The 26,939-nt window shown below is 68.3% G+C and carries 23 protein-coding genes; 10 read left to right on the forward strand and 13 right to left on the reverse strand.

Annotated elements, in window-relative coordinates; genetic code table 11:
• The 7 genes from AC5W54_RS11645 to AC5W54_RS11675 form a co-directional block, all read right to left on the reverse strand.
• Window positions 1-2,688 carry a tetratricopeptide repeat protein gene (locus tag AC5W54_RS11645; protein ID WP_495962259.1) on the reverse strand — a complete coding sequence of 896 codons (2,688 nt, stop codon included), beginning with the start codon at window positions 2,686-2,688 and terminating at the stop codon, window positions 1-3.
• 38 nt (window positions 2,689-2,726) lie between these two features.
• A complete protein-coding gene (locus AC5W54_RS11650; RefSeq protein WP_495962260.1) occupies window positions 2,727-3,989 on the reverse strand; it encodes an alginate lyase family protein in 1,263 nt (420 codons plus the stop codon).
• A 54-nt stretch (window positions 3,990-4,043) separates the two neighbouring features.
• Entirely contained in the window at window positions 4,044-4,925 is an 882-nt protein-coding gene (locus tag AC5W54_RS11655; protein ID WP_495962261.1) for a polysaccharide lyase, read from the reverse strand.
• A gap of 68 nt (window positions 4,926-4,993) precedes the next feature.
• A complete protein-coding gene (locus AC5W54_RS11660; protein WP_495962262.1) occupies window positions 4,994-6,574 on the reverse strand; it encodes a PilZ domain-containing protein in 1,581 nt (526 codons plus the stop codon).
• An 18-nt stretch (window positions 6,575-6,592) separates the two neighbouring features.
• On the reverse strand, window positions 6,593-8,533 hold the full coding sequence (locus AC5W54_RS11665) for a glycosyltransferase (protein WP_495962263.1): 1,941 nt from the start codon (window positions 8,531-8,533) through the stop codon (window positions 6,593-6,595).
• 9 nt (window positions 8,534-8,542) lie between these two features.
• Entirely contained in the window at window positions 8,543-9,889 is a 1,347-nt protein-coding gene (locus tag AC5W54_RS11670; protein ID WP_495962264.1) for a UDP-glucose dehydrogenase family protein, read from the reverse strand.
• Window positions 9,890-10,281: 392 nt separating this feature from the next.
• On the reverse strand, window positions 10,282-11,778 hold the full coding sequence (locus tag AC5W54_RS11675; protein ID WP_495962265.1) for a RimK family ATP-grasp domain-containing protein: 1,497 nt from the start codon (window positions 11,776-11,778) through the stop codon (window positions 10,282-10,284).
• A gap of 173 nt (window positions 11,779-11,951) precedes the next feature.
• On the opposite strand from AC5W54_RS11675, the gene AC5W54_RS11680 reads away from it, so the two are divergent.
• The 5 genes from AC5W54_RS11680 (at window position 11,952) to pepN (ending at window position 16,950) form a co-directional block, all read left to right on the forward strand.
• On the forward strand, window positions 11,952-12,431 hold the full coding sequence (locus AC5W54_RS11680) for a GNAT family N-acetyltransferase (protein ID WP_495962266.1): 480 nt from the start codon (window positions 11,952-11,954) through the stop codon (window positions 12,429-12,431).
• 54 nt (window positions 12,432-12,485) lie between these two features.
• Window positions 12,486-12,971, forward strand: a complete 486-nt coding sequence (locus tag AC5W54_RS11685; RefSeq protein ID WP_495962267.1) for a YajQ family cyclic di-GMP-binding protein — start codon at window positions 12,486-12,488, stop codon at window positions 12,969-12,971.
• A gap of 173 nt (window positions 12,972-13,144) precedes the next feature.
• Window positions 13,145-13,675 carry an Hsp20/alpha crystallin family protein gene (locus AC5W54_RS11690; protein ID WP_495962268.1) on the forward strand — a complete coding sequence of 177 codons (531 nt, stop codon included), beginning with the start codon at window positions 13,145-13,147 and terminating at the stop codon, window positions 13,673-13,675.
• A 174-nt stretch (window positions 13,676-13,849) separates the two neighbouring features.
• Window positions 13,850-14,227 (forward strand): YbaN family protein, encoded by a 378-nt coding sequence (locus AC5W54_RS11695; RefSeq protein WP_495962269.1) that lies wholly within the window; start codon window positions 13,850-13,852, stop codon window positions 14,225-14,227.
• Window positions 14,228-14,316: 89 nt separating this feature from the next.
• Window positions 14,317-16,950 (forward strand): aminopeptidase N, encoded by a 2,634-nt coding sequence (gene pepN, locus AC5W54_RS11700; protein WP_495962270.1) that lies wholly within the window; start codon window positions 14,317-14,319, stop codon window positions 16,948-16,950.
• Between the two features lie 153 nt (window positions 16,951-17,103).
• Here pepN and AC5W54_RS11705 read toward each other — a convergent pair whose 3' ends face one another.
• From AC5W54_RS11705 to AC5W54_RS11720, 4 genes are read right to left on the reverse strand one after another with little or no spacing between them, the layout of a single operon-like run.
• Entirely contained in the window at window positions 17,104-17,391 is a 288-nt protein-coding gene (locus AC5W54_RS11705; RefSeq protein ID WP_495962271.1) for a hypothetical protein, read from the reverse strand.
• Between the two features lie 18 nt (window positions 17,392-17,409).
• A complete protein-coding gene (locus AC5W54_RS11710; protein ID WP_102627644.1) occupies window positions 17,410-17,796 on the reverse strand; it encodes a CBS domain-containing protein in 387 nt (128 codons plus the stop codon).
• Between the two features lie 41 nt (window positions 17,797-17,837).
• Window positions 17,838-18,188 carry a P-II family nitrogen regulator gene (locus AC5W54_RS11715; RefSeq protein ID WP_495962272.1) on the reverse strand — a complete coding sequence of 117 codons (351 nt, stop codon included), beginning with the start codon at window positions 18,186-18,188 and terminating at the stop codon, window positions 17,838-17,840.
• Window positions 18,185-19,681 carry a DUF1538 domain-containing protein gene (locus AC5W54_RS11720; RefSeq protein WP_495962273.1) on the reverse strand — a complete coding sequence of 499 codons (1,497 nt, stop codon included), beginning with the start codon at window positions 19,679-19,681 and terminating at the stop codon, window positions 18,185-18,187. Before AC5W54_RS11720 ends, AC5W54_RS11715 begins: the two co-directional genes overlap by 4 nt.
• A 222-nt stretch (window positions 19,682-19,903) precedes the next feature.
• Between AC5W54_RS11720 and AC5W54_RS11725 the strand changes: the two genes are divergently transcribed.
• The 4 genes from AC5W54_RS11725 (at window position 19,904) to AC5W54_RS11740 (ending at window position 23,580) form a co-directional block, all read left to right on the forward strand.
• On the forward strand, window positions 19,904-20,491 hold the full coding sequence (locus AC5W54_RS11725; RefSeq protein WP_495962320.1) for a LemA family protein: 588 nt from the start codon (window positions 19,904-19,906) through the stop codon (window positions 20,489-20,491).
• Between the two features lie 13 nt (window positions 20,492-20,504).
• Window positions 20,505-22,418 carry a M48 family metallopeptidase gene (locus AC5W54_RS11730; RefSeq protein ID WP_495962274.1) on the forward strand — a complete coding sequence of 638 codons (1,914 nt, stop codon included), beginning with the start codon at window positions 20,505-20,507 and terminating at the stop codon, window positions 22,416-22,418.
• 18 nt (window positions 22,419-22,436) lie between these two features.
• Complete coding sequence (locus AC5W54_RS11735; protein ID WP_495962275.1) at window positions 22,437-22,865, forward strand: VOC family protein; 429 nt, start codon at window positions 22,437-22,439, stop codon at window positions 22,863-22,865.
• Between the two features lie 70 nt (window positions 22,866-22,935).
• The gene (locus AC5W54_RS11740) at window positions 22,936-23,580 is read left to right on the forward strand and encodes a hypothetical protein (protein WP_495962276.1); all 645 of its coding nucleotides are present in this window, start codon (window positions 22,936-22,938) and stop codon (window positions 23,578-23,580) included.
• A 151-nt stretch (window positions 23,581-23,731) separates the two neighbouring features.
• Here the strand turns inward: AC5W54_RS11740 and AC5W54_RS11745 are convergent, their stop codons facing one another.
• Window positions 23,732-23,938, reverse strand: a complete 207-nt coding sequence (locus tag AC5W54_RS11745; RefSeq protein ID WP_010627343.1) for a cold-shock protein — start codon at window positions 23,936-23,938, stop codon at window positions 23,732-23,734.
• A gap of 305 nt (window positions 23,939-24,243) precedes the next feature.
• Here AC5W54_RS11745 and AC5W54_RS11750 point away from each other — a divergent pair, with 305 nt between their 5' ends.
• Window positions 24,244-24,888 (forward strand): LysE family translocator, encoded by a 645-nt coding sequence (locus tag AC5W54_RS11750; RefSeq protein WP_495962277.1) that lies wholly within the window; start codon window positions 24,244-24,246, stop codon window positions 24,886-24,888.
• A gap of 75 nt (window positions 24,889-24,963) precedes the next feature.
• Here AC5W54_RS11750 and AC5W54_RS11755 read toward each other — a convergent pair whose 3' ends face one another.
• A complete protein-coding gene (locus AC5W54_RS11755; protein ID WP_495962278.1) occupies window positions 24,964-26,919 on the reverse strand; it encodes a transglycosylase SLT domain-containing protein in 1,956 nt (651 codons plus the stop codon).
• Window positions 26,920-26,939: the final 20 nt, after the last annotated feature.

Below are 26,939 nucleotides of genomic sequence, written 5' to 3' on the forward strand. Positions count from 1 at the left end.
TCACTCGGTCGCTGCGATCTCGTCCGAGAGCAGGTCGTGGAGGGTCTCGAGCGCCATGTCGCTATCACCCTCCATCACCTCGTCGAGCCACAGCAGCGCCTGCTCGCGGTTGGCGTTCTCCAGGCCGTGGGCCGACAGGTAGGCCTCGGCCAGGGCCAGCCGGGCACTGGCGTGCCCCTGGTGAGCGGCCTGGAGCAGGTAGTCGGCCCCGCGGCGCGGATCGCGCTCCAGCAGGTCGCCGCGCAGGTACTCGCGGCCGAGGGTCGCCTGGGCGCCGGCGTGCCCCTGGTCGGCGGCTTCCTGCAGCAGCGTCGCGCCCCGCTCGATGTCCCGGGGCATGCCGTCCTCGCCGCGCAGCAGCACGCGGCCGAGATTGGCACGGGAGGAGAGGTCACCGCTCTCCACCGCCCGGGTCAGCCACTCCTCGGCCTGGGCCGGGTCGGCCTCGACGCCATTGCCTTGCAGATAGGCCTGGCCGAGGAGCTGGGCGGCATGGGGATTGCCCGCCTCGGCGGCGGGACGCAGGTAGGCGAGCCCCTGCTCGACGTCGGCTTCGCCATGCTCGCCGCTGAGATAGGCACGCCCCAGGGCGAGGCGGGCGCCCTGGTGGCCGGCATCGGCGGCGCCGCGCAGCAGCTGCAGGCCGCGCTCGGGATCGCTGTCGAGCAGCATCTCGCCGAACTCGGCCCGCGCGCCGGTATGGCCGGCGTTCGCCGCCCGCTCGAGCCAGGCCCGGGCATACTCGCGGTTCTGCTCGACCCCTTCGCCGCGGAGAAAGGCACGGCCCAGATCGGCCATGGCCCCGGGGTGGCCGTCCTCGGCGGCGGCGACCAGGGCGCGAATGTCGCCCTGGGCTCCCCGCTCCCGGTTGAGGTGGGTCAGGGCCTCGTCGGCGGAGTCGTGGCCGGCATCGCGGGCCCGGGTCAGCCAGCGATTCGCGGCATCCAGGTCCCGCGGCAGGCCCTGGCCCTCCCGGTAGGCGCGCCCCAGCACCACCATGGCGTAGCCGTCGCCTTCGTGGGCGGCCCGCTCGAGCAGCTCCAGCCCGCGGCCGGGTTGCTCCTCGAGCGGCCCGGCGAGGTAGGCCTCGCCGAGGGTGGTCATGGCGGTGGTGTCGCCGGCGTCCACCGCTGCCTGGAGCAGCTCCTCGCCGCGACTGGGATGGAAGGGTACGATCTCGCCGTCGAGATAGGCCTCGCCGAGCAGGCGCAGGGCGCCGCCCTGGCCACGGTCGGCGGCCTCCCTCAGCAGCTCCTCGGCCCGGCGGCCGTCGGGTGGCACGCCGCGGCCCTCGAGGTAGGCGGCCCCGAGCTGCTCGGTGGCCCAGGGATGGCCGAGTTCGTGGCCACGTTCCAGGTACTCCACGGCCAGGTAGGGTTGACTCGGCACCAGATCATCGCCGAGGTAGATGTCCCCGAGGTATGCCAGGGCCAGCGGGTCGTCCCGTTCGGCGCCCCGTTCGAGCAGCTCGATGCCCCGTCTGACGTCGGGCGAGGTGCTCAGGGCGGTATTGGCGAGTGGGGTGGACGAGGCTCCGGCGCCGTCATCCAGGTTGTCCTGTCCCATGAGACGCTCCCGTTCGCCGGCGTCATCGATCAGCGCCGCACCGAGTACCACCATGGCATCCACCGAGCCGGCCTCGATGGCACGGCTCAACCAGCGCTCGGCCTCGCCTCGCCGGGTCGGTCCCTGTTCCGGGTCGAGCAGCAGTCGGCCCAGCTGCGTCATGGCGTCGACATCACCGCGATTGGCCGCCTCCTCGAGCAGTGCCATGCCGCGCTGGGGGTCGCTCTCCATCATGGCTCGGCCGGCCTGGCCCAGGGCGTCCTCATCCCCGGCCTCGGCGGCGCGGACCAGCCACTGTCGGCGCCGCTCCGGCTGGTCACCGAGGAGCCCGTCCGGGGCGTGGAGCCCGGCGAGCTGGCGCATGGCGTGGGTATCGCCGGTCGCCGCCTGTTCCTCGAGAATGGCGGCGTAGCGCCGGGAGTAGTCCATGACGCGTTCCGGGGCCTCCGGCAGCCAGCCACCGGGAGCATGTGCCTCGGCCAGGGCCCGCAGGGCCTGTTCGTTGCCCTGTTCGGCGGCGCGGACATAGAGCTCCCTGGCCCGCTCGGGGTCGGCGCCGACGCCTTCACCGCCCTCGGCGAGCAGTTCCGCGAGCATCGGCGCGGCGCGCTCCACGCCCTGGCCCACGGCCTGGTCCAGCAGGTAGTAGGCCAGCAGGTCGTTGCGCTCGACGCCGTCGCCTTCCCGATAGAGCTCGGCCAGGTTGAGCGAGGCGTTGCCGAGGACCGGCGACGGTTGCTCGATCGCCAGACCGTAGAGCCTTGCCGCCTCGGCGGGGTCGCGCTCGACCCCTTCGCCGGCGTCATACAACTTGGCCATCTCGTAGTAGGCGGGGGGAATGTGCCGAGCCATCAGGGGCTCGAGACGCTCGATGGCCTCGTCGTGCTGTCCGGCCTCGATCAGCTCCTGGGCGCGGTTGATGCTGTTCCAGTCATCGCCCCCGATAGCGGCCTGGGGCCCGCCGTCGAACCAGTCGGTGTACCCGGCCGGCACGCCACGGGTGTCGCCACCGCCGGTCGACTGTCCCGGGGCGACACACCCGGCGAGCAGGGCCAACAGGGCGGCCGAGGCCGTGAGTCGCCAGGAGGAAAGGGGGCGCAAGGTAGGAACGGTCTTCTTCATGGAGAATTCCTCGTTGAACGGGTGGACGACCTCGAATGTCACTGCTGGCCGAGGCCGCGGAAGGCCTCGGTCTGGCGCTGCTCCTCGTCCTGGAAGACATGGGTCTGGGCCTCGGGCGACATGAAGTAGAGGGTCGCGTATCCGCCGGCGCTCCGGTTGTAGAGCGGCCGTACCCGGGTCACGAAGTCGTCGACGCGCGGGTCGTCGTAGCGGGTCTGGTAGATTTCCATCCAGGTGAAGTACTGGGGATCCTTGAGGAAACCGGTGTACTGCTCGAGGGGGGCGTAGTCGCCGAGCGCCGCCGGGTCCTCGAGGATCGCGAACAGGAAGTCGACGCCGTCGTGGATGGTGTGGCCCTCGATCTCCAGGTCGAAGATCTCCTCGTAGCCCTGGCGGGCGATGACCTGCATGTTGGTCACCAGGTAGAGCAGGGCATAGTTCTGGTAGTGGGTGGCGCGCCGGCCGCGGTTCACCTCCAGGGGGAAGGCGCCTTCTGCGGTCATGTCGTGCAGCGCGGAGTAGATGGCGCTGACCCCGAAGCGGAACAGCTCGTCGTCCTCGGTGAGCACGCCGATCATGCTGCCGTAGAGGGCACGCCGGTAGAAGTGGTTGTTGCAGCAGCTGTTCCCGGGCTCGCCGGGAATGTCGGCGTGCTGGTGGGCGAGCTCATTGAGCCAGGCCTCCAGGCGCTCGCGCTCCTCCTCCAGGCCCTCGACGTAGGGGCGTACCGTGGCGTAGGCCATGCCGGCGGCGAACAGCATCGACTCGGTGGCGAACCAGGCCTGGGGCTGCATGGAGTCGTAGTGGAAGTCGGTCAGCGCCTCGGCCTCGGCCCAGTGATCCAGGTAGCGGACCAGGCACTCGGCGTAGTAGGGATCGCCGCTGGCGACGAAGGACCCCGCGAGCATCGAGACGTTGTCCTCGAAGCGGAACAGCGGCTCCGAGGCGAGCTCCCACTCCTCGGGATTGGGGTAGTAGCCCGGGATCCGCACCCGGGTGGTGATGGGCTCGTACTCCAGCAACTGCTGGCAGCTCGGCCCCTGGGAGAGCTCGTCGAGCTCCTGCAGCAGGATGGAGTTGTCGGTGGTGTCGAGCTCGGCCATGCGCGAAGCCACGTCGAAATAGCCGGCATCGGGATCGGTGACCCGATACTCCGAGAGGTCGAGGGCTTCCCGCTCCTCCCGGCTGAGGAGCTCACCTTCATCGGCGCCGGCCCCGCTCCCGAACCCGGCGAGCAGCAGGGCCAGGAGCACGGGGCGTGAGCAAGGCGGCAGGCGGTCTCGGCGTCGGGCATGGGGCATCGGGGCGCTCCTGGTTGGTGTGTAGAGTCGGTCAGGACATCCGGGCGGCGTGCGTCAGGGCCCCGGCGCATAGAGGCGGAAGTCGGCGAAGTCCACGTACTGGTCCCGGGGCGTGCGCCACTCGCTCCCGCTGCCACCGAAGAAGGTCGAGAACATCAGGCCGTCGATGGTCAGCTCGGGGGTGGTGCGATAGACGATGTCGCGCTGCTCGAGCACCGGCTGGCCGTCGATCCACAGTCGCGCCAGCCCGTTGGCCTGCCCCGGGTCGTTGAGCACCAGCTCCTGCTCGATGGTCACCCACTGGCCGCTGGGGAAGGTCCAGGCCCCGCGGCCCACCGAGGTCCCTTCGTGGTCGACCACATACTCGTAGAGCTCGCCCTGGCCCTGTTCGCGCCACATCAGCCGCATGGAGAAGCCGTTCTCCCCGTCGGCGGTCTCGCCGCCACTGGGCGCCTCGCCGCCATAGAGCCCGGGTAGCTTGCCTCCCTTGACGAAGTCGAAGCCATTCTCGAAGCGTACCCGGTAACTCAGGCAGGCCCGCTCGGCGCCGGCCAGGGCCGCCGGTTCGGTATAGAAACCGGCACCGCCCTGCTCGTCGTCGCCCGGCGAGGAGGTGCCGGCGGGGTAGTGGACCCGCAGGCCGGGCTCGCCGAGGCCGGTCTGCCCGGCGCCCAGCCGCTCCACGTTCCGCTCGGTGCCCCAGTGGCGGCGCGTGTCGAACCCCTCGCGGACGGCGTCATGGCCGTTGCCGGCCGCGCTGGGGCGGGGCGCATCGACTTCGGGGTAGCGTGCCGAGCACGCCTCGACCCGGGGCAGGCCCAGCGAGGCCTCGTCGATGTCGTCGGCCTGCACGGCCCAGGGCGTGGATGTCGCCAGCAGCACCGCCAGGGAAAGGCCGGTGGCGGGGCGGGCGAAGCAATGGGTGTCCAAGGACATGGTGCCTCCTGGCTGGATAGTCGCCCACGGCGCCTGGCGCCGTGGGTCCTGGATCGTATGGCGACGCCTCAGCCGGTGTCGCCGTCGTCTTCCTCCATGGCGGCGCGGTAGATGCGGTCACCCAACTGGATCACCGCCCGGGCACCCTGCCAGACCCACTCGGCGGTGGCGCCCAGCAGTGGGGCCTCGGTGAAGCGCACGTCCACTGGCTGGCCGACGCTCTCCGCCGGCAGGTCGCGCTCGGGTACCAGCAGTACGCTGGCCACGTTCTGCTGCTGGCGAACCCAGCTCGGGAAGCCGGCGCGGGGCTGGCGTTCCACGTCGAGGGCGACGTTGCGTACCCGGGCACGGATCGGCTCCGAGGCAGTGGGCAGGGCGATATAGGCCAGCTGGTTGGGTTCGATGCGGTCGATGTCGTTCATGTGCACCAGCGCCTCGACCAGGACGTCGTCCTGGTCGGTGCGAATCAGCGTCATGATCCGCTCGCTCTCGTTGATGTAGGTGCCGTCGGCGCTGCTCAGTGCCCAGGCCACCAGGCAGTCGCAGGGACTGTAGATGTCGTTGTTGGCCTTGCGTGCTTCCAGCGCGGTGATGCGCGAGCTCTCGTAGTCGCGGGCGGTCTCGAACTGCTCGATGCGCGCCCGGGCGATCTCCGGCGAGACCGATTCGAAGGTGAGGGTGTCGCCGCTCGCCGGCTGAGCGGAATTGGCCAGGCTGACCTCCTGACCGCCGCCATCAAGGTGCGCCTGGAGGTTCTCGATCAACCGGTTGTTGTAGCGCTGGGCGGCATTGGCCAGGATCAGGTCCGACTCCAGATCGCTGTTCTCGATATTGGTCAGCAACTGGTCACGCTCGACCCGGTCGCCGGCCTGGAGGTCATGGGCAGCCAGGATGCCGGGGCCGGGGGCGCGGATATCGATGCGCGGCGCGGTCACGGCGGCGAAACTCGGCTCGATCATCATGAAGTTGCGATAGGCGGTCGCGATGGATACCAGCGCCAGCACCCCGATGGCGGCGAACAGCATCACGTAGCGACGCATGGGGCGCGGTGGCCGCGACGAGGGCAGGGGCTGGGTGACGCCGGCCTGGCGCTTGCGCGGTGTCTGGGGGTCCTCGCCGGCCATCAGCGCCTCGACGCTGGCGGTGCGCCCGCTCAGGCAGCTGCGGATCACCTGGCGCAGCAGCTCCCGATGCGGCGGCTCCATGTCGACGATCTCGAACCCGGCCTTGTAGCCGCGACCGTTCGGCTCGGGCACGGCGCGACGGCACTCGGCGCGCAACGGGATGATCAGCTCGGTGGAGCCTGCCGTCATCAACAGCGACGCCGAGATCGTCGCGCCGGGCTGGAAGGCGCGGTCGCTGTAGAGGGCGAAGCCGCCCAGCGACACATCGGCGCCGGTCAGCGTGGTGCCGTCATCCAGCCTCACCCGGAAGGGGGGCGAGACACGGATATGGCGGCGTTCGTCGCGGCGCTCGTGCTGGAGGCGGTCGCCATTCGCCTGACGGAGATGGTCCGGGTCGCCGGGAGCCCGGCGAAGGGCGTCATGGTGACCTTCGCCCGGCGCCGGGGAGTGGTCGCCGGGGTAGGCGCCCCCCAGGGTGGGTTCGTGTCGGTCCTGATCGCGGGGATCGGAAAAGTGGTCAGCCATCCGTTGGGTTCTCCTTGCTCAAGGGCCGGCCGTCGCGACGGCCTCCATGATGGGGTCGGCTTCGACCCTGAGGCGTACGTTGACGAGGGGCAGGTGATGTTGGTCCAGGGTCAGGGCGCAGCGCGCTTCAGGGGTGCAGCGCACCGACTCCTCGATGGCTCGGCCATCCGGGCCCTCGATGTGTTCGGCGACCCCCGGGCTGAGCGCCAGGGTGGTGGAGCGCGCCCCGTTGGCGCCGTCGATGCGTTCGGCCCGCAGTGCTTCGCGGTCTGCCAGGGCATCGAGCAGGGCCTCGTTCACCCGGAAGTGGCCGGCGGGCAGTCGCACCGTGCCGCCATCGGGCAGGGTGGTGATGACCTGGGCCAGCCAGCGGTTGGCATTCTCGGGCACATCGGACCCCTCGATCCCCATGTCGCGGGCGATGGAGAGCGACATGCGGTCGGGTGGGGCGAGGACGCCGGTGGTGAGGATCAGCAGGCACAGCAGCACGCCATAGGCGAAACCGTGCAGCACATGCCCCATGCGGCGCTGGCGGCGAACGGCCACGGCATCGCCGGGCTCGCCGGCGGAGATCCCCTGGCGCGACCACTTCTGGCGGTTGAAGCGGAAGCTGACGTAGGTCTTGAGGATGGCGCCCCACACCTGGTTGTAGTAGATCAGCGGAATCCACAGCAGGCTGTAGCGCCCGCGCTGCCAGGCCAGGATCAGGGTGGCGATGCCACGGGTGAAGAGGATCCACAGCAGGTAGGCGAAGATGAATGAGGGACGCACGAAGAGCGTGACCAGGGTCGCCACCGTGGGACCGATCAGCGTGGTCCACATGGAGAGCCGCTGGTCCACCAGGCTCCACCAGGCGAATAGCCCCATGGGGCGGGGGCCCAGGGCGATGGCCCGGTCGCTGGTACGCAGCATGTTGCCGTACCAGCGGCGCATCAGGTCGGTGGTCGAGGCGAAGAAGCGCCGCCGGTCGGGCAGTTCCTCGAATCCCGAGACGTAGACATCGGGGATGTAGCGCATCCGCCAGCCGTTCTTCAGCAGCCAGTACCAGGTCGACTTGTCGTCACCGGAGAGGAACTTGAAGCGGCCGAAGCGCCAGTGCTCGATATGGTCGTTCTCGACCAGATCGATGAAGTCCGGCTGGACCGCCAGGTCGGCGCGGAAGGCGCTGTAGCGGCCGGTGAGCACCAGCAGGCGGTTGGAGACCGACAGCGAACTCATCACCAGGTGGCGCTGGGCGTAGCGCAGGTCGTACCACTCGCGGGTGGCATCGCCCCCGGTGACGATGGCGCTGTTATTGGTGGTCAGGGCGCCCAGGTGCGGGTCGGCCTGGAAGAACGACAGCGAACGCGTGAGGGTGCCGGGTTCCAGGCGGATGTCGCCGTCCATGGAGATCAGCAGCGCCCCGGGCGCCGGCAGGCGGCGCGAGATCGCCCGCAGCACCTCGGCCATGGCCGAGCGCTTGCCGTCGCCCTTCTGGAACATGTAGCGCACCTCCACGTTGTCGGGCCAGCCGTGGTCGTCGAGCACGTGACTGATGACGTCGACGTCGGTACGGTCCGAGATCGAGGCGAACAGGAGGGTCGGCACGCCGTAGTCGACGAGCTCGCGCACCAGGGCGTCGTAGACCCGGAAATTGACCTCCGGGTCGATGCGATAGGAGGTGCAGAGCACGTAGAGTTCCGGCGGCCGTGCCACCTCTGCGGCCGCATCGGCCTCGGCCCGCAGTCGCGGGAAGAGGCGGCGGTTGTACCACACCGAGCGCAGGGCCTGGACCAGCCACCAGGAGTAGCGCCAGACGCCCACGGCGCCGATGGCGAAGAAGAAGCTCTTCGACTCGGCGTCGAAGACCTCCGGCGGTAGCTCGATGATCACCACCACCAGCAGGGCGAGGCCCAGGACCAGGGTGGTGAGCTCCGTCACCCGGCTGGCGACGGAGCGGTCGACGGGGGGGCTCGACATCTCGACTCCTCAGGCCAGCACGGGCCGCACGGAATCACCCCGGCCGATGGCGTAGTAACCGAGCCCGGCGGCCCTGACGCTGTCAGGCTGAAAGAGGTTACGGCCGTCGATCACCACCGGTTCGAGCAGGGTCTCGCGCAGCAGGGTGAAGTCGACGGTGCGGAAGGCTTTCCACTCGGTGCAGATGACCAGGGCGTGGGCCCCCTCCAGGGCCTCGTCACGGCGCTCGGTGAGTACCAGGTCATCGCGCTCGCCGTAGAGCCGGCGGCACTCCTCGGTGGCCTCGGGATCGAACGCCTGGACCCGGGCGCCGGCCGCCCACAGCGACTCCATCAGCGCCCGGCTCGGGGCCTCGCGCATGTCGTCGGTGTTGGGCTTGAAGGCCAGCCCCCAGAGGGCGATGGTCTTGCCGGCGAGCTTGCCGTCGAAGGCCTGGCACAGCTTCTCGAACAGCTTGCCCTTCTGGCGGGCGTTGACCCGCTCCACCGCACCGATCATCTCGGCCGGATAGCCGGCCGCCTCGGCAGTATGGGCCAGCGCCTTGACGTCCTTGGGGAAGCAGGAGCCGCCGTAGCCGCAGCCGGGATAGATGAAGCTGTAGCCGATGCGCGGATCGCTGCCGATGCCGTGGCGCACCTCCTCGATGTCGGCGCCCAGGCGCTCGGCCAGGTTGGCGATCTCGTTGATGAAGCTGATCTTGGTGGCAAGCATGGCGTTGGCGGCGTACTTGGTCAGCTCGGCGCTGCGTACCGTCATGAACATCAGCTTGTCCTTCTGACGGTTGTAGGGGCCGTAGCACTCGCGCATGGCGCTCCTGACCCGCTCCGACTCGGTACCCACCACGATGCGCGAGCCACGGGAGAAGTCCTCGATGGCGGCCCCCTCCTTGAGAAACTCGGGGTTGGAGCAGACATCGAAGTCGAACGAGAGGCCGCGCGCGTCCAGCTCGGCGGCGATGACGCGCTCCACCTTGCTGGCCGTCCCCACCGGCACCGTCGACTTGTCGACGACGATACGGTACTCGCTCATGTGGCGACCGATGGTCTCGGCGACCTTGAGCACATGGCGCAGGTCGGCGCTGCCGTCCTCGTCGGAGGGGGTGCCCACGGCAATGAACTGGAGCAGGCCGAAGGCCACGCCCTCGGCGGCGTCGGTGGTGAAGCGCAGTCGCCCGGCGGCCCGGTTCTGGCGAATCAGGCTCTCGAGACCCGGTTCATAGATCGGTACCTCGCCGGCCGCGAGTCGGGCCACCTTGGCCTCGTCCACGTCGACGCAGATGACGTCGTGGCCGACATCGGCCAGACAGGCACCCGTCACGAGTCCCACATAACCCGAACCGAAGATGGTAATCCTCATGGTCGTCGTTGCTCCTTGCTGATGGGGCCGCTCCATGCGCGCCACGTCATCCTGCCGTCGGGGGATGCCGGCGACCGGTGACGCGGAAGGGCCGAAAACATTGGATCTGCGGCTCAACCCACAGCAACAATCGGGCCAGATCAGTAAAGTCCCTTTAAATCAAAGTGTTGTGCGGGGTGGTGGCGCGGCGTCGCTACCAAGAAACGCCTGAACCGTCGCCACAAGGCAACAGGACAGGCGCGAGATGCAAGGAGCCTTGCAGATCAGGTAGTTGGATGTTGCCAATCGGCAACGGTGGGCGGTGAAGGCGACGCAAGGTACTGATGTGGCATGACTTTCCAGGGGGCGAGGCTACGCCCGACGCGCGGGACCGTCCGCCGTGGTGACGCTGCTCAGGAACTCTCGCGTACCCGGGCCTCCATGCGGGCGAGGAAGACCCCCATGATCCTCTCGTAGAGCGTGCGGCCGAGTACCGCGTCCTCGATGCCGGCATCCACGTTGGGGTTGTCGTTGACCTCGATCACCACTACCCGCCCGCCGGCCTGCTTGAGGTCCACCCCGTAGAAGCCGTCGCCGATCAGGCGAGTGGCCTTGAGGGCGGCCTTGAGCACTTCCGCCGGGACTTCGGCCGGGTCGTGGGTGGTGAAGCCGCCGCTCTTCACTCGCGGGCCGGAGTGGTCATAGATCTGCCAGTGGCCGCGGGCCATGTAGTAGCGACTGGCGAACAGCACTTGGCCGTCGAGCACGCCGATGCGCCAGTCGTAGTCGGTGGGCAGCCATTCCTGAAGCAGCAGCAGGGCCGAGGCGTCAAACAGGCGTGCGGCCTCGCGCTCGAGCTGCATCGGCGACTCGACCTTGACCACGCCCCGGGAGAAGGAGCCGTCCGGCACCTTGAGTACCAGGGGGAAATTCAGGCCGGCGATCCGCTCGGCCAGCGGCCGGCGATCGTGACGCTTGAGCAGGGCCCCCTCCGGTGCCGGCACGCCCCGGGCACGCAACAGGGCATGCAGGTAGACCTTGTTGGTACAGCGCAGGATGTCGCGGGGGGCATCGATCACCACCAGACCCTCGTGTTCCGCCTGCCGGGCCAGGCGGTAGGTATGGTGGTCCAGCGCCGTGGTCTCGCGGATGAACAGGCCGTCGAACTCGGCCAGGCGGCCGGCATCGCGGCGGGTGATCAGCGAGACGTCGATACCGAGCCGCCGGCCGGCCCGGATGAAGGCCTTCAGGGCGCTACGGTTGCTGGGCGGCAGGGCCTCGTTCGGGTCGACCAGGATCGCCAGGTCGAAGCGATAGCGCCGGCGCGCCTTGGGGGTTCGCCACACCTTGCGCGAGTGGCGGTTGAGCGCCATGGCGAAGAGGTCCTGCTCCTCGGTGGCGAGGTCGCGCAGCCGAATCGGCCTGAGCCGCGCGAGCCGCCAGAGGTCATGGCGGCGCACCAGGCGAGCCTCGAGCAGCGGGCAGGGCAGGCGTTCGAACAGCTTGCGGGCGAGCCGGGCCAGTCGGGGCTCGAGGCATTCGCCGAACAGTACCCGCAGGGTCAGGCCGTCGCCGGCCAGTGATCCCTGCCTGGCCAGGTCGCCGAGCAGCGGGGCGAGGGTGTCGAGCTGCAGGTCGATCAGCGCCTTGCGCGACAGCTCGTTGAGCGTCTCCACCGTCGGCAGCACTCGCTGGCCGCGGGCCTGGGCCAGCAGCGAGACATAGTAGCCGGTGCCCAGGTAGTCCAGCTCGCTGCTCAGATTGATCACGTGGGTGGTGCGGTCCCGGTCGTCGGCATCACGGTGGCGGCGATCCTGGGCCAGGAAGTCGTCGGCGCTGATCAGGTCCTCGGAGGGATAGTAGGGTTGCCAGTCATCCAGGCGGTCGACGACGATGCGCAGGGGACACATGGGGAGCTCCAGCCAGGCAGGGGACGGCATGGGGCCGTCGGAACGATGCCAGCATGCCCTTGAGCCCGGTCATCGACAAGGCGCCGGGCGGGTGAAAAGATTTCATGGTCCCGGGCGCTGACAGGCGTATCGAGCATACTCACAATCATGCCCGTGACTTCTGGAGGCATGAGATGACCATGACCCTGCGCCAGGCCCGCCCCCAGGACCTGGACGACCTCTATCGACTGGAGCAGCTGGCCTTCGTCGGCGACCGCTTCAGTCGCCGCCAACTCTGGCACCTGCTCAACCGTGCTCATGCCCTGACACTGGTCGGCGAACGCGGGGGAGAGGAAGGCCGACTGCTGGCCTATGGTACCCTGCTGTTTCGCCGCGGCAGTCGGCGCGCGCGACTCTACTCCTTCTGCGTGCATCCCGAGGCGCGTGGCCAGGGACTGGGCCGTCGCCTGGTCGAGGCGCTGGAGCAGGCCGCGTTGGTGCGGGGGGCCGAGCTGCTGGGCCTCGAGGTGCGTGCCGACAACCGGGTGGCGCTGGGGCTCTACCGACGCCTGGGCTTTCGCCTGGAGAGCTGGCTCGAGGACTACTATGAGGACGGCTGCGCCGGTTGGCAGATGGTCAAGGTCCTGACGCCGGCCGTCGAGGCCGCGGTATAGCGCGAGGGCTGATAGAATCAGTCTTTCCTCTTCATCGGCTACCAGGATAGTTCCATGCCCTCCTTCGATATCGTCTCCGAGTTCGACAAGCACGAAGCCAGCAACGCCGTGGACCAGGCCAACCGGGAGATCCAGTCGCGCTTCGACTTCAAGGGCGTCACCGCGAGCTTCGAGCTCGACAGCGAGACCGTCTCGCTCGAGGCCGAGGTCGATTTCCAGCTCAAGCAGATGCTCGACGTGTTGCGCAACAAGCTGATCGCGCGCGGCATCGATGCCCGCTGCATGGAGGTGAAGGATCCCGTGCTCTCCGGAGTGCGGGCCCGCCAGGAGGCGGTGCTCAAGCAGGGGCTCGACCAGAAGGAGGCCAAGGAGATCGTCAAGCGGATCAAGGAGAGCAAGCTCAAGGTCCAGGCCCAGATCCAGGGCGAGAAGGTCCGCGTGACCGGCAAGAAGCGTGACGACCTGCAGGCGGTGATGGCCCTGCTGAGGGGGGAGGAGGGCCCCGATCTTCCCCTGCAGTTCGACAACTTCCGCGATTGATGCCGGGTGTCCAGGCGCCTCGCCCGGGCGGGCCCCGGGCCGCTCTTGATCCAGGTCATGACGCCCCTTGATGGCTCTTGAAAAGTGCCCCGCTGCCACCAATTCTGATGATGCCGAATGGCGGAGTTCGTGCTGTGGAGCATCTTCGACAAACGAGAAAGGAGGTGTGGCAGATGAACCTGCAGAAATTCTCTCCCTGGAACTGGTTCAAGAGCGAGAGCCACGATGCTCCGGCAGGGGCCGTGGAGCCGCGCCGCGGCGAGCTGGCGCCATTGACGAGCATGCATCAGGAGCTCGATCGCTGGATGGACGGCATGATGCGCCAGTTCGGCCTGCCATCGCTGGAGAGCCACTTCGGTGACATGCCGGCGCTGCTGCGTCCGCGCCTCGATATCGCCGAGCACGATGACCGCTACGAGATCAGCGTCGAGGTGCCCGGCGTCGAGGAGAAGGACGTCAAGCTGAGCCTGGATGACCACCGCCTGGTGATCGAGGGCGAGAAGCGCCAGGAGAGTACCACCAAGGAGGAGCGCTACCAGCGCATCGAACGCTCCTACGGCAGTTTCCGTCGGGTGCTGGACCTGCCGGGTGACGCCCGGGCCGAGGAGATCAAGGCCACCTTCGCCAAGGGGGTACTGAACGTCACCGTCCCGCGCTCCCCGGAGGCGAAGACAGCGCGCCGCGAGATTCCCATCCAGAGCTGAGCGTTCGCTTCCCGTCACGGGCCCGCCGCTGAGCGGGCCCACGCTTTCACGGGCCACGGGGGTACCGCTGCGCGGGGGTCGATAGGCCGTCCCTCCCCCTGCCATAGGGCATCGCGATTGGCTCCGCGGCGCCGGTTGGGCTTCAATGAGGGTGTCGGGGAGAGGGAATGCCAGATGTCATCGCTCAAGCGTGTCATGTTCATCGTCATCGCCGGGACCAGCTTCGCGCTCGGCGTGATCGGGGTCTTCTTGCCGCTCATGCCCACCACCTGTTTCATGCTGCTGGCGGTGTGGGCCGCCTCGCGTGGTTCGCCGCGCTTCGCCGGCTGGATTCGCGGGCATCCGCGTTTCGGCCCGGCGGTGGTGGCCTGGGAGGGTGAGCGCGCCATTCCCCGCCACGCCAAGTGGCTGGCCGCCGGCATGCTGGCCGTCTCGGTGCTGGTGCTGGCCTTCACCGTTAGCCTGCCGTGGCTGAAGTTTGCCCTGATCGCCGGGCTCTTCCTGCTCGGCGTGTGGATCGTTACCCGGCCGGAACCCGTCGTCGCTTCCTGACGCGCCGGCTCCATCGTCTCGATCGTGCTTTGAGGTGGGGGGGCGGGGGGCCGTACAATGGCCGGCAATTCCAGACAGGAGCCACCTCGATGTCCGAACCGCTGCCGACCTATCTAAGCGACTACCGCCCTCCCGCCTACCGCGTGACCCGCACCGAGCTGACGTTCGATCTCGACCCCGTCGCCACGCGGGTCAAGGCGCGTCTGCACCTGGAGCGCCACCCCGAGCGTGAACCCGGCGAGGCGCTCGAACTCGACGGCGAGCAGCTCGCGCTCAAGGCCATCGCCATCGACGGGCAGCCGCTGGGCGAGGACGAGTACACCCTCACCGCGAGCGGCCTGATCGTGCACCAGGTGCCGGAGGCCTTCCTGCTCGACACCGAGGTGGAGATCGCGCCGCAAGAGAACACCGCCCTCGAGGGGCTCTACCAGTCGAACGGCATGTACTGCACCCAGTGCGAGGCCGAGGGATTCCGGCGCATCACCTTCTACCCCGACCGCCCGGACGTGATGGCGACCTTCTCCACCACGGTGATCGGCGATGCGCAGCGCGAACCGGTACTGCTCTCCAACGGCAACCCGGTGGAGCGCGGCACGCTGCCCGACGATCGTCACTTCGTCACCTGGGAAGACCCGCACCCCAAGCCCTGCTACCTGTTCGCCCTGGTGGCCGGCGACCTGAAGAAGGTCGAGGACGCCTTCACTACCATGAGCGGCCGCGAAGTGACCCTGCAGATCTGGGTCGAGGAGGAGAACCTCGGCAAGACCGACCACGCCATGGCCTCGTTGAAGCGCGCCATGGCCTGGGACGAGGCGACCTACGGCCGCGAGTACGACCTTGACCTGTTCATGATCGTCGCGGTCAACGACTTCAACATGGGCGCCATGGAGAACAAGGGGCTCAACATCTTCAACTCGGCGGCGGTGCTGACCCACCCGCATACCGCCACCGACGCCGCCTTCCAGCGGGTCGAGGGCATCGTCGCCCACGAGTATTTTCACAACTGGTCGGGCAACCGGGTGACCTGTCGCGACTGGTTCCAGCTCTCCCTCAAGGAGGGCTTCACGGTCTTCCGCGACCAGTGCTTCAGCGCCGACACCAACTCGGCGCCGGTCAAGCGCATCGAGGACGTCTCCTTCTTCCGCACCGCCCAGTTCGCCGAGGACGCCGGCCCCACCGCCCATCCGGTGCGCCCGGATCACTATATCGAGATCGGCAACTTCTACACCCTGACCATCTACGAGAAGGGCGCCGAGATCGTGCGCATGCTCTGCAACCTCCTGGGCTGGGAGACCTTCCGCCGTGGCGCCGACCTCTACTTCGAGCGCTTCGACGGCCAGGCGGTGACCATCGAGGACTTCGTCGGCTGCATGAGCGAGGTCTCGGGCCAGGATCTCTCCCGGTTCATGCTCTGGTACTCCCAGGCCGGCACGCCGGAGATCGATGCCCATGGCGAGTATGACTACGCCAGTTGCGAGTACCGGCTGATCCTGCGCCAGCGCACCCCGGCCACCCCCGATCAGGTGGAGAAGCATGCCCTGCACATCCCGATCCGCCTGGGGCTGGTGGGCACCAAGTCCGGTCGCGACCTGCCCATCACTCTCGACGGCGAGGCGCTGGGCAGTGACGCCGTCATCCACCTGCGCGAGGCAGAGCAGGAGTTCGTGTTCACCGATGTCTCCGAGGCGCCGGTGCCCTCACTGCTGCGCGGCTTCTCGGCGCCGGTCAACCTGCGCTTCCCCTATGGTCGCGAGGACCTGGCCTTCCTGCTGCAGCACGATTCGGACGGCTTCAATCGCTGGGACGCCGGCCAGCGTCTCGCCCTGCTGGCGCTCGACGACCTGATCGCCGCCCACCGCAACGGGGTGGAGAAGGTGATGGACCCGCGGGTGGTCGAGGCCTTCCGCGGACTGCTCACCCATGATCCCGACGACAAGGCGGTGCTGGCCGAAATGCTGACCCTGCCCTCCGAGGCCTATATCGCCGAGCAGCAACCGCTGGTGGACGTGGATGCCATCCATGCCGCCCGCGACTTCGTCCAGCAGTCCCTGGCGCTGGCCCTGCGCGACGACTTCCTGCGTCTCTACGAGGCGAACCGCTCCGACGCCTCCTATGCCCCGCAGCCGGGGCAGATCGCCGACCGCAGCCTGAAGAACGTGGCGCTCTCCTACCTGATGGCGATCGAGGACGAGGAGGGGATCGAGCTGGCCCGCGCGCAGTTCGCGGCCGACCACAACATGACCGATGTGCGGCACGCCCTGACCCTGCTGACGCACAGCAGCCGGGACGACATCGCCGAGCCAGCGCTCAAGGCCTTCGGCGAGAAATGGGCCCACGACTCCCTGGTCATGGACCAGTGGTTCAGCATCCAGGTCACCCGCCCCCAGCCGGACGCGCTCGATCGGGTGAAGTTCCTGATGGCGCACCCGGCCTTCTCGCTGAAGAATCCCAACAAGGTGCGCGCCCTGATCGGCGCCTTCGCCAACCAGAACCGGGTCAACTTCCACCGCCTGGACGGCGAGGGCTACCGGCTGCTCGCCGACGTGGTGATCGAGCTCAACCGGCTCAACCCGGAGATCGCCGCACGCCTCATCACCCCGCTGACCCGCTGGCAGCGCTTCGACGAGACCCGCCAGGAGCTCATGAAGGGCGAGCTCGAGCGCATCCGCGCCGAGGAACTCTCGCCGAATGTATATGAGGTGGTCGAAAAGGCCCTCGCCTAAGCTTTGTCCGAAAAGTCGTCGAGCGATGGTCAGACAAGGCAAAAATCGGTGAAAAGACGGAGTTTACGCGGTGTAAATGAGTACTTTGAGCCGATTTTTAACGCCGTATGACCGAGCGCAGGCAGTTTTCAGACAAAGCGTAGCGCCGCCCAATCAATTGATCAGCCAGCTCAGCACAGTAACGCCAAGCACGAGCCAGATTAGGGCGACGACGAAGGCGCGGCGCAGCAGGGCGGCCAGCCCCTTCCACAGCAGCCACAGGCCGACGATCAGCACCAGCAGGCTGATCAGCGAGGGGGCAATGCCGAGCGACTCGGAGAGGCCGCGCAGGAAGCCGCGGGCCGAGTCGTCGAGGTTGGCGAAGAAGCCGGTCAGCAGGTCGACGACGAAGCGGATGAGGTCGCCCAGCGCGCCGCCGAGCCAGGTGAAGAAGTCAGCCATGTCGGAGGAGCGGGCGCCTCATTCGATCAGGTCGAGCACGGTGCCGACGATGTCGTCCATGGTCACCAGGCCGACCAGCCGGTTGTCGTCGAGCACCAGGACCCGCTTGACCACGCTGTCGGTCATCAGGCTGGCCACGTGGCGCACGTCCAGCGACTCGCCGACGCCGATGGCGGGCTTGGCGCAGACGTCATAGACGTTGATCAGGTCGATGTCACCGTTCTCGGCGACGATGGTCTTGAGGATATTGGTGTAGGTGATCAGCCCCCAGGCGTCATGGGGATCCTGCTGCTCCACCACCAGGCACTTGAGATTGTGCCGCTTCATCAGCCCCAGGGCGTCGCGCAGGGTGGCGAAGGGGGATACCGTCACCACGTCGCGCATCATGATGTCCTTGACCAGCATCGTGTTTCTCCGTCTATGGTGGGGACCTTCAGCACCGGGGGTCAGACCTCGTGCCTGAGCCGTTCCTCGAAGCGTTTGACCTGTGTCATGTCGATCCCGCCGAGATGCTCCACGGGCAGCGTCATGACCAGGCCCTTGGAGTCGTCGCCGGAGGGGTTGATGACATGCCGGATCGCCTTGAGCACCTTGAGCGACAGGCTCTTCTCCAGCGTCAGCAGCATGATGCTCTGACTGCCCTCGAAGGTCAGCCCGAAGAAGGTCTTCTTGCGTTCGCCGCCGATACCGCGTCCCGTCATCAGGGTCATGCCCACCGCGCCCGCCTCGGTGGCGGCATCGATGCACTCCTGCTCGAGATCCTCGGGGACGATGGCGACCAGCAGGGAAAACTTCATGTCGTCTTGCCTCTAAGTTTCGCCACTCTTTCCATCAGAATGGCATAGCTCATCACGGTCACGATAGGAAAGATCGAGGCGAAGGCGATCAGCCCGAAGCCGTCGATCAGCACGTTGCGGCCCTCGATCTGGCTCGCCAGGCCGATGCCCAGTGCCGTCACCAGCGGCACCGTCACCTCGGAGGTGGTCACGCCGCCGAGATCGAAGGCGAGCGCCACGATATAGCGGGGGGCCAGCGCCGTCAGCAGGATCACCAGCAGGTAGCCGCCGATGATGTAGTGATGGATGGAATCGCCACTGATGATCCGGTGCACGCCGATGGTGATGCCGATGGCCACGCCGAGGGCGACCAGGAGGCGGATCACGTTGCCCTGGATCTTGCCCGCCGCGGCTTCTTCGGCCTGCTGGCCCACGGCGATCAGCGCCGGTTCGGCCATGGTGGTGGCGAAGCCGATGCAGAAGGCGAACAGGTAGACCCACAGCCAGCCGTCGAAGGCGATCAGCTGCTCGGCCATGCGCTGGCCGATGGGGAAGAGGCCGAGCTTGAGGCCCACCACGAAGGCGTAGAGCCCGACGATCACCAGGGCGAAACCGATGCCCACCCGGAGCGGTTCCGCCAGCGAACGCCTGAGCACGGCGTACTGGAAGAACAGGACCACCAGCAGGATCGGCAGCACGTCGCGCAGCATGCCGAACAGGTCGAGCACCAGTGCCAGCAGGCCGGAGGGCGACTCGGTACCGGCCTGGGCGAGCACCAGCCCGGCGCCGTTCGCCACGTCGCTCGGGTCGCCGTAGACCAGGATGCCGTAGAGCTGCACGCTGATCATCGGCACCATCACCGCCAGCGCCACCAGGCCGAAGCCGTCGATCAGCGGGTTGCGCCCGCGGATGGAAGCCGCCAGGCCGATGCCCAGCGCGGCGATCAGCGGGACGGTGACGATATTGGTGGTCACCCCGCCGGAGTCATAGGCGAGCCCCACGATCTCCTCCGGGGCGAAGAAGGTCACCAGCACCACCAGCACGTAGCCGACGATCATGTACCAGTGCAGGGGATGGCCCAGGATCACCCGGAACACCCCGAGGGCCATCACCAGGCCCACCGAGGTGGCGACGATCAGGCGCAGGGTGAGGGCGTCGATGCGCCCCTCGCTGATCATCGCCGCCTGCTCGGCCACGGCGATCAGCGCCGGCTCGGCGACCACCGCCGAGAAGCCGATGGCGAAGCCGAACAGCATCAGGATCGGCATCGAGCCGCGGCGGGCAAACTGGTTGGCGAGGCGCTTGCCCACCGGGAAGATGCTGAGCTCGAGGCCCTGGAGGAAGAGTGCCACGCCCAAGGCGACGATCAACAGGCCCACCGCCATGCCCAGGCCGCCCTCGGGCCACTGGCGCAGGAGCAGTGCCTGGAAGGCGACCACCACGATGATGATCGGCATCAGGTTGCGCAGGGCGTGGAGAAGGGCGTGGGCAAAGTCCCGGAGTTGCTCGGCCAAGTTCGGCTCCCTGGATGATCCGTCGAACACTCCCGATGGCGACCCTCGCTCGCCATCCTGCTAGCCTAGGAGGCGAGACGCACCCGGTCGGGGCGGCATCAATATATCATCAACCTCTGCATCGCGGCATGAGTCGGCGGCGGACACGACCTTGACCTGGGTCATGACACCGGCGGTGCCGTCCCGTATATCAAGGAGCCGACAATGGGACTCTCGACAATCATGGTGCTGGTGCTGCTGGTGGCAGCGGGCGTGTTGCTGGCCTATGGCGTGGCCATCTACAACCGCCTGGTGACGCTGAAGAACCGCTACGGCAATGCCTTCGCCCAGATCGAGGTACAGCTCAAGCGTCGCTATGACCTGATTCCCAACCTGGTGGAGACGGCGAAGGCCTACATGAGCCATGAGCGAGAGACCCTGCAGGCGGTGACCGAGGCACGCAATGGGGCCCTGGCGGGACTCCAGGCCGCCGCCGCCCGGCCCGGCGAGCCCGGCGCCATGGCTGAACTGGCCGGGGCCGAGGGGGCGCTGGGGGCCGCACTGGGTCGGCTCAACGTGGTGATGGAGGCGTATCCCGACCTCAAGGCCTCGGAGAACATGCGCCAGCTCAGCGAGACCCTCACCAGCACCGAGAACCGGGTCGCCTTCGCCCGTCAGGCGTTCAACGACGCGGTGATGCAGTACAACACCTACAAGCAGAGTTTCCCCCCGGTGCTGCTGGCCGGACCCTTCGGCCATCAGCAGGACGCCGCCCTGCTGGAGTTCGAGGACAGTGCCGAGATCCAGGCCGCTCCCCGTGTGAGCTTCTGAGGCGGGCGGTTGCATGGATTTCTTCGAGGCCCAGGATCGTGCCCGCCGCCTCACCGGCCGTCTGGTCGGACTGCTGCTGCTGGCCGTGGTGGCATTGATCGTCGTCGCGACCGTGGTGGTGGCCCTGGCGGTGGTGTTGTTCGATGGTCAGACCGGCAGCGACTCCCTGGCCCGCGCCCTGGACCCCCGCCTGCTGGGCGGCGTGGCCGTGGCGGTGGTCCTGGTGGTGACCCTCGGTAGCCTGGGACGCCACCTTCAGCTGCGGGCCGGCGGCCCGGCGGTGGCCGAGGCGCTGGGTGGGCGACCGCTCAACCTGGAAACCCGCGACGACGACGAGCGCAAGCTGCTCAACGTGGTGGAGGAGATGGCCATCGCCTCCGGTATGCCGGTGCCGGCGGTCTACCTGCTCGAGGATCCAGCCATCAATGCCTTCGCCGCCGGCCATGCCCCCCATGATGCCGCCATCGGGGTTACCCGCGGTGCCATCGAGACCCTCGACCGTGACGAGCTGCAGGGCGTGATCGCCCACGAGTTCAGCCATATCCTGCACGGCGACATGCGCCTCAACCTGCGCCTGGTGGCGCTGCTCCACGGCATCCTGGTCATCGGCCTGATCGGCCATATGCTGCTGCGTGGGGCGGCATTGGGCGGCCGGGGGCGTTCGCGGCGACGCGGGGGCCATGCCGCGGTGCTCGGGCTGGGGGCCGCGCTGATGGTGGTGGGCTATGCCGGTACCCTGTGCGGCAAGCTGATCAAGGCGGCGGTGAGTCGCCAGCGCGAGTTTCTCGCCGATGCCAGCGCCGTGCAGTACACCCGCAATCCCGACGGCATCGGCGGAGCGCTGAAGAAGCTCGCCGCCCATGCGGCCGGCTCGCGCCTGGGGGCCGCCAATGCCGAGGAGTTCAGCCATCTCTACTTCGGTCGTGGGGTAGGGGCCATGAGCCGGCTCACCTCGACCCATCCGCCGCTGGAACAGCGCATCCGCCGGGTGCTGCCCGACTGGGACGGTAGCCTGCCCTCGCCGAAGCCGCACCCGGCGACACCACCCGAGGCCGAACCGGCACCGGCCTCCCGGACGCTGACCGGCACGGCACTGGCCAGCGCCGTGGTGGCCAGCATCGGTCGGCCCGATGCCGTGGACATCGCCCGGGCCCGCCAGCAGCTCGCCGAGCTCGACACGCGCCTGCTCGAGGCCGCCCATGAGCCTTTTGCCGCCCGGGCGCTGGTCTACGGCATCCTGATGGGCGCCGACCCGGAGAGCCACGAGGACCAGCGCCTCGCCCTGGCCAGCCAGGCGCTGCCCGAGGTCCTCGTCGAACTGGACCGGCTCGCCGAGCCCCTGGCGCGCCTCGCCCCCGGCCATCGCTTGTCACTGATCGAGCTGGCGCTACCGGTGCTGCGCCAGCTGTCCGTGGCCCAGTACGCCCGTTTTCGTGCCTGCCTCGATCGGCTGATGGCGATCGAGACCCGCCCCGGTGCACTGCAGTGGGTGCTGCACCGGTTGGTCGTCCAGGGCGTCGAGGGCGAGCGCCGCGCCCGGCGCGATCGCCACCTGGTCGACCTGGGCGCTCCTCTCTCGCTGCTGCTCTCGACCCTGGCGATGGCGGGGCAGGGCGACGGGGCCGAGGCCCGGGAGGCCCTCGATCGGGTCGCCGTCGACCTGGATGTCTCGTTGGACTACCTGCCCGAACCGGCCACGGCGACGGAGCTGGACTGGGCCATGGCGCGGCTGGTGCGACTGGTCCAGGGCGAGCGGGTGTCGCTGCTGGAAGCCATGACCCGCTGCGTGGTGCACGACGGACGGGTCGAGCCCGAGGAGGCGGAGCTGCTGCAAGCCGTGGCCTGGACCCTCGGGTGCCCGCTGCCGGACCCGAACCGGCTGGCCAGCCGGCCCGGGCCGCGGCATGATGGACGTGATCGGCCATGACACTCTGGAGGCTTCACGATGCTTACTCCGTTTCATCTCGCCGTGCAGGTACGAGATCTCAACGAGGCGAGACGCTTCTATGGCGAATTGCTGGGATGCCCGGAGGGCCGTTCCAGTGATACCTGGATCGACTTCAACCTCTACGGCCACCAGTTCGTCTGTCACCTGAACCCGGCCCTGGGCGAGCGGGGCATCGACGATCACCGCAACCCCGTGGACGGCCACGGCGTACCGGTGCCACACTTCGGGGTAGTACTGGAAATGGCCGATTGGGAAGCCCTGGTCGACCGCCTCACCGCGGCCGGGGTGCGCTTCGAGATCGAGCCCTATATCCGCTTTCGCGGCGAACCCGGCGAGCAGGCCACCATGTTCTTCCGCGACCCCAGTGGTAATGCTATCGAATTCAAGGCCTTCCGTGACATTGCCGGCCAACTGTTCGCCACCTGAAACCCGGGCCCGCCTTGCGGGGGCGGCATCGCTCTGGTGCAATGTCGTTCTTTTCGTCAGGAGAAAGCGGATGACAATGAAACCCTTGATGCCCCTACTGGCCGTCCTGGCGCTTGCCCTGGGGCTGGCCGGTTGCGGCAACGGCGACGACGAGCCCGCCCCCGCCGAGACCGAGACACAGGAGGCACAGGAGCCGACCGCCGAGATGAGCGATGATGAGCCCGCGGCGGCCGAGGCACCGCCTCCCGCCGAGGAGGGGATCGACGGCGAACCGGCACCGAACGGCGAGGTCGATGCCGATGCCGAGACTCTCGGCGAATCACCCGACAGCGGCCTGGGAGACGACGCGGCCCTGCCCGGGGAGACGACCCGCGAGGAGGTCGACGCCATCATCGAGGAGCAGGAGCGCCGCTTCGAGGAGGCCAGCCGCCGCATCGACGAGCAGTTCGAGGAGGTCGAGCAGGAGGCCCCCGAGTTCGAGCCCATGGACGACCCGGTCGACCTGGAGCCGTCCCGCGACCCCCTCGAGGAGCGCGATGAGACCCGCCTGGACGACGAGGCGGCCCAGGTCGGTGAGCCGACCAGCAGCGACATCGACGCCATCATCGAGGAGCAGGAGCGCCGCTTCGAGGAGGCCCAGCGCCGCCTGGAGGAGCAGTTCGAGGAGATGGAGCAGGAGCGCATCGAGCTCGAACCCATGGAGGTCGAGGAGTGAGCCGGCGGGCGGTCGCCCCTGCGCAGAGCCAGAAAAAGGCCCACCGCGTGGTGGGCCTTCCTGTTTCCGGGCTTGCAGTGCGCGACTGCCGATGTCGTCGTCAGACGGGGTCGGCAACCGGCTTCAACACCGGATCTGAGGGAGCATGCCCTTAGTTGGCGATCCGGATGTTGGAGGCCTGAAGGCCCTTCTTGCCCTGAGTGACCTCGAAGGTGACCTTCTGGCCATCCTGCAGGGTCTTGAAGCCTTCAGCCTGGATTTCGGAGAAGTGCGCGAACAGGTCATCGCCGCCGTCGTCGGGAGAGATGAAGCCGTAGCCCTTGGTATCGTTGAACCACTTGACAGTGCCAGTTGCCATTGTCGATTTCCTTAACATACTGTAATGATCGTGCCGGGCACGCGATGTCGTATCGAGCGCCCCAAGTGCGTGGGCAAGACAAGGAAGAAGTGCGCACTGGGTATATCGAAGGAATCGAAGTACAGCTGACGACTTTTTACTTGCTGGCCAACGCCGCGGATGGTGCACCGGCACCCCGATTGCGTCAACCGGGCTGTCGCCGGGGGAACCGTTGCAACCGCCCGCAAGCTCACTGTAGATGGAAACCCTCTAGGCGTCCAGCACCCGCCGGTCGCCTTTCTTGAACTCTTGTGGCGAGTCCTTTCATGTTTCTCGATGCACACTTCTGGCCCTTCCTGGTGGCGATCACCCTGCTGACCATGAGCCCCGGGGTCGACACCCTGCTGGTGATCCGCAACACCGCCCGTGGGGGGATGCGCGACGGCGTACTCACCAGCCTGGCGATCTGCTGCGGTCTCTTCGTGCATGCCGCCGTCTCGGCGCTGGGCATCTCGCTGATCCTGTTGCAGTCGGCCTGGGCCTTCGGCCTGCTCAAGCTGGCCGGTGCCGTTTACCTGGTCTGGCTGGGGGTGAACAGCCTGCTCGCCGCCCGGCGTGGCCAGGGGCTGCCGGTGGCCGGCGTCAGCGGCGGGCGCCGTGCGGTGCCGGTATGGCAGCCGCTGCGCGAGGGCTTTCTATCCAACGTGCTCAATCCCAAGACGGTGGTCTTCTACATGGCCTTCCTGCCCCAGTTCATCGCCCCGGGGGATCCGGCGCTGATCAAGTCGCTGTGGCTCGCCGGGGTGCACTTCGTGATCGCCAACCTGTGGCAGATCGCGATCGTGGCGATGGTGGGCAGCGCCGGGCGCTGGCTGGCCAGCCGCACCTTCGCCAGGTGGCTCAACGCGGTGACCGGCGGGGTGCTGGTGGCCTTCGGCGTCAAGCTGGCGCTGGAGCGCTCTCCGGCCTAATACTGCCGCGAGCTACGGGCTACGGGCTGCTGTTTGCATCATGCTGCTCGCAGCCCGAGGCTCGCGGCGCGAAGCTCAGTTGCGGGCCAGTAGCGAGCGATCGTAACGTACCGACTTTTCCGCCTGACTCAGCATCGCCACGCCCTCGCTGCTGCCGCCGTTGGCCAGGCTCTCGAAGATCGCCCGGTAGGAGAGCACCGCCTGGACGTAGTTGCGGGTCTCGCGGAAGGGAATGCTCTCGACGAAGAGGTCGAACTCCTCCGGGGCGTCGCGCAGCCAGCGGTCGACCCGGCCGGGACCGGCGTTGTAGGCGGCGGTGGCGGCCAGGCGGTTGCCACGATAGCGGTCGAGCATGTCGCGAATGTAGGTGCTGCCGAGGCGGATGTTGAGTGCCGGGTCGAGCACGCCATAGGGGCCCGGGTCGCTGATGCCGAGCTGGCGGCTGAGCTGGGTGGCGGTGCCCGGCATGATCTGCATCAGGCCACGAGCGCCGGCCGGCGAGAGCGCATCGGGGTTGTAGGCACTCTCGCGGCGGGCGATCCCCATCAGCAGGTAGGGATCGACGCTGGTCTGGCGGCCCCAATGCAGGAAGTGCTCGCGATAGGCCTCGGGGAAGCGCCAGTCCAGGGCATCCCACATCTGCCCGGTGATGGTGGTCTGCACCAGCTTGGCGTGCCAGCCCCGGCGCTGGGCGTAGTCGGCCAGGGCGCGGGCCTCCCGGGGCGTGGCGCGTGCCACGGCGGTATACCACTCACTGTTGGCGAGGCCCTGTTCGCCGATGCGGATCAGCGCCTCGGTGCGCTGCACGGCCGGCCAGCGGGCGACCTGTTCGCGGAAGGCGTCGTTGAAGCCGCTGCGTTCCAGGTTCAGGGCGTAGGGGCGGCCCAGGCGGTCGGCGGCGGCGAAGCCGAAGAAGCTGCGGCCACCGGCCGCCGCCGCATAGGCGGTCTCTGCGGTGGCCGTGTCGCCGAGCTGTTCCAGCGCCCGGCCCAGCCAGTATTGCCAGCGGGCGTCCTGGCGCGGCTCGTCGGGCATGCGGTGCACCCAGTCGATGACGCCTCGCCAGTCGCGTTCGGCCAGGGCGGTACGCACCCGCAGCTCGAGCAGCTCGGGGTCGGGCATCCCGACCAGGGTCTCGTCGACCCAACCACGGTTCTGGCGGATGTCCCGCACCAGCGAGTAGAACACCAGGTCGCGTTCGATGGCATGACGACTGGATTCGTCGAGCTCCAGGTGGGGGGCGATCTTGCGCCAGGCTTCATAGGCGGCCTCGGTATCGGCGCGGGTGAAGCCGTGCATGGCGGCGGCGAACAGGGCGCTGCTGCCCTGGCAGCCGGGCCCGATGCAGGTGGGCACCCGGGTGACTGCGGCGTAGTCCTTCCGTAGCCGCTCCACGCTGTCGTTCGCCTCCTGCCAGCGGCTGCCCAGCATCCTGCCCAGGTAATTCATCAGCCCGGTCTCGCCAGCCTCCCAGGCGAGCATCTTGCGCTCCCAGATCTCCCGCTCGCCGATCTCGCCGCGTTCGCGCAGGGCCCGGAACAGGGTGTCGCAGGCATCCGGCTGCGAGCGGCCGACCCGCCACAGCTCGCGGCCACCCTCGGCCGCGGCGCCGGGGTCGCGACCGAGCAGGGCCGTGTAGTAGTAGCACTGGCGCGCGGTGCCCTCGGGCACGCCGTCGGCCACCGCCAGCAGGCTGCCGAAGCGGCCGGCGTGACCATAGCGGGCGATCGCCTGGCCGCGCATCCACTCGCCCAGCGGCGAGTCACCGTGGCGTGTGATGAAGTCGAGCACCTGGCCCGGCTCCGCCTGGGGCAGGCGGTGGCGCAGACGGTGGTACTCCACGTAGCCGGCGAGTAAATGGCCATCGATGGCCGTCTGGTCGATCTTCTGCCACTCCTGATTGCGGGCGGCCTCCAGGGCGTCGCGCATGGCGCGGTCGTCGCCAAAGGCCAGGGGGCTTCCCAGGGGGAGCGACAGTGCCAGGGCCGTCAGCAGGGAGCCGACGCGCCGGGCGAGGGTAGGGTGGCGCATGGGGCGGGCCTCCGAGGGGA

The sequence above is a fragment of the Halomonas sp. LMYGS-3 genome (assembly GCF_059509875.1).

Coding starts and splice junctions, on each gene's coding strand:
- pepN (WP_495962270.1), top strand. CDS start 14,317: ATGTCCGAACCGCTGCCGACCTATCTAAGCGACTACCGCCCTCCCGCC.
- AC5W54_RS11670 (WP_495962264.1), bottom strand. CDS start 9,889: ATGAGGATTACCATCTTCGGTTCGGGTTATGTGGGACTCGTGACGGGT.
- AC5W54_RS11690 (WP_495962268.1), top strand. CDS start 13,145: ATGAACCTGCAGAAATTCTCTCCCTGGAACTGGTTCAAGAGCGAGAGC.
- AC5W54_RS11660 (WP_495962262.1), bottom strand. CDS start 6,574: ATGGCTGACCACTTTTCCGATCCCCGCGATCAGGACCGACACGAACCC.
- AC5W54_RS11745 (WP_010627343.1), bottom strand. CDS start 23,938: ATGGCAACTGGCACTGTCAAGTGGTTCAACGATACCAAGGGCTACGGC.
- AC5W54_RS11655 (WP_495962261.1), bottom strand. CDS start 4,925: ATGTCCTTGGACACCCATTGCTTCGCCCGCCCCGCCACCGGCCTTTCC.
- AC5W54_RS11735 (WP_495962275.1), top strand. CDS start 22,437: ATGCTTACTCCGTTTCATCTCGCCGTGCAGGTACGAGATCTCAACGAG.
- AC5W54_RS11755 (WP_495962278.1), bottom strand. CDS start 26,919: ATGCGCCACCCTACCCTCGCCCGGCGCGTCGGCTCCCTGCTGACGGCC.
- AC5W54_RS11650 (WP_495962260.1), bottom strand. CDS start 3,989: ATGCCCCATGCCCGACGCCGAGACCGCCTGCCGCCTTGCTCACGCCCC.
- AC5W54_RS11685 (WP_495962267.1), top strand. CDS start 12,486: ATGCCCTCCTTCGATATCGTCTCCGAGTTCGACAAGCACGAAGCCAGC.
- AC5W54_RS11725 (WP_495962320.1), top strand. CDS start 19,904: ATGGTGCTGGTGCTGCTGGTGGCAGCGGGCGTGTTGCTGGCCTATGGC.
- AC5W54_RS11680 (WP_495962266.1), top strand. CDS start 11,952: ATGACCATGACCCTGCGCCAGGCCCGCCCCCAGGACCTGGACGACCTC.
- AC5W54_RS11730 (WP_495962274.1), top strand. CDS start 20,505: ATGGATTTCTTCGAGGCCCAGGATCGTGCCCGCCGCCTCACCGGCCGT.
- AC5W54_RS11695 (WP_495962269.1), top strand. CDS start 13,850: ATGTCATCGCTCAAGCGTGTCATGTTCATCGTCATCGCCGGGACCAGC.
- AC5W54_RS11715 (WP_495962272.1), bottom strand. CDS start 18,188: ATGAAGTTTTCCCTGCTGGTCGCCATCGTCCCCGAGGATCTCGAGCAG.
- AC5W54_RS11645 (WP_495962259.1), bottom strand. CDS start 2,688: ATGAAGAAGACCGTTCCTACCTTGCGCCCCCTTTCCTCCTGGCGACTC.
- AC5W54_RS11705 (WP_495962271.1), bottom strand. CDS start 17,391: ATGGCTGACTTCTTCACCTGGCTCGGCGGCGCGCTGGGCGACCTCATC.
- AC5W54_RS11665 (WP_495962263.1), bottom strand. CDS start 8,533: ATGTCGAGCCCCCCCGTCGACCGCTCCGTCGCCAGCCGGGTGACGGAG.
- AC5W54_RS11750 (WP_495962277.1), top strand. CDS start 24,244: ATGTTTCTCGATGCACACTTCTGGCCCTTCCTGGTGGCGATCACCCTG.
- AC5W54_RS11740 (WP_495962276.1), top strand. CDS start 22,936: ATGACAATGAAACCCTTGATGCCCCTACTGGCCGTCCTGGCGCTTGCC.
- AC5W54_RS11710 (WP_102627644.1), bottom strand. CDS start 17,796: ATGCTGGTCAAGGACATCATGATGCGCGACGTGGTGACGGTATCCCCC.
- AC5W54_RS11675 (WP_495962265.1), bottom strand. CDS start 11,778: ATGTGTCCCCTGCGCATCGTCGTCGACCGCCTGGATGACTGGCAACCC.